Source organism: Salinimicrobium oceani, from assembly GCF_012037645.1.
The window spans coordinates 1-472 of sequence record NZ_JAAVJR010000550.1 but is presented as its reverse complement, the minus strand read 5'-3'; the positions used below and the strand labels follow the sequence as shown (position 1 = coordinate 472).

Below are 472 nucleotides of genomic sequence, written 5' to 3'. Positions count from 1 at the left end.
CTTCCGCAGAGATCAAGGAGAACCTGGAAAAACTTGATGAAGTAGCCTTTTCGCACCTTCATAACCATAGCCAGTTCTCTATACTGCAATCCACCATCAGTATCAAAGATCTTGTAAATGCAGCGGCAAAACAGAATATGCCGGCGGTTGCACTTACAGATCATGCGAATATGATGGGTGCTTTCCATTTTGTGAAAGAAGTAGGAGCATATAATAAAGGGATTAAGGCAAAGATCGCTGCAGCCGCAGAAGCCGGAGAAAAACCCGAAGGGCGGGAGCTAAAAGCCATTATAGGCTGTGAATTCTTTGTGTGTGAAAACCATAAAGACAAATCCAGAAAAGATAACGGCTACCAGATCGTGTTGCTGGCGAAGAATAAGAAGGGCTACCATAACCTGGCAAAAATGTCCTCCATCGCTTATACCCAAGGCTTCTATTACGTGCCCCGAATTGACAAAGAGGTTATCAAACA

General features: G+C 44.1%; 1 protein-coding gene. It reads left to right on the top strand.

Features of this window, described 5'->3' with window-relative positions; translation table 11 throughout:
- Nucleotides 1-472 (top strand): PHP domain-containing protein (locus tag HC175_RS18190; protein ID WP_168139659.1); only part of this gene is annotated, 472 nt, incomplete at both ends.